The 698-nt window shown below is 71.6% G+C and carries 1 protein-coding gene; it reads left to right on the top strand.

Annotated elements, in window-relative coordinates; translation table 11 throughout:
- Positions 1-330 precede the first annotated feature (330 nt).
- Complete coding sequence (locus CCN35_RS27435) at positions 331-663, top strand: chorismate mutase (protein ID WP_079129728.1); 333 nt, start codon at positions 331-333, stop codon at positions 661-663.
- Positions 664-698 lie beyond the last annotated feature (35 nt).

Below are 698 nucleotides of genomic sequence, written 5' to 3'. Positions count from 1 at the left end.
GCTGCCTGTCCCTGCCGTCCGCCCGCGGGCCGGGCGGCCGGACGGCAGGGACAGGCAGCGGGAAGGACGGGGAAGGACAGCGAGGACGACGGCGGGGAGGAACAGACGGGGAACGGACGGCGGGACCGGATGGTGAGACGGACGGCGGAACGACTCACTCCTCTCGGTGAGGGGTGGCATACTGAGCCCATGCTCACGCAGTCGACCTTCTTCTTTACCTATGGCATCCGGCCCGCCGGCTGCCATGGTCGTGCTGCTTGAGCCACCGCCAAGCGACTTCCCAGGCGCCCCGGGCCGACAAGGTCCGGGGCGCCTGGCGTTTCCCGGTCCTTGCCGCTCCGGGGCACCGCCACCGACCCAGCAAGGAGCCCCGAGATGACCGCCACCGCAACCGAGAGGACCGGAGCCCGGACCGACGAGGCCGCGACCGTGATCGCCGACGCCCGGGAGCGCATCGACGCACTGGACGACCGGATCATCGGTCTGATCCAGGAGCGCATGGCCGTCTCCACCGTCATCCAGGAGGCCCGGATCGCCTCCGGCGGCCGGCGGGTGAATCTCGCCCGCGAGATGGAGATCCTCAACCGCTACCGGGAGGCCCTGGGCAAGCCCGGCACGACCCTGGCGATGACCCTGCTGGAGCTGTGCCGCGGCAGGATCTGAGCCCGGCCGGGGCTCCCCGGCCGGGCTCAGATCCT

The sequence above is a fragment of the Streptomyces thermovulgaris genome, assembly GCF_002155915.1.
GTDB classification, from domain to species: domain Bacteria; phylum Actinomycetota; class Actinomycetes; order Streptomycetales; family Streptomycetaceae; genus Streptomyces; species Streptomyces thermovulgaris.
This window is presented reverse-complemented; position numbering and strand designations above follow the sequence as displayed.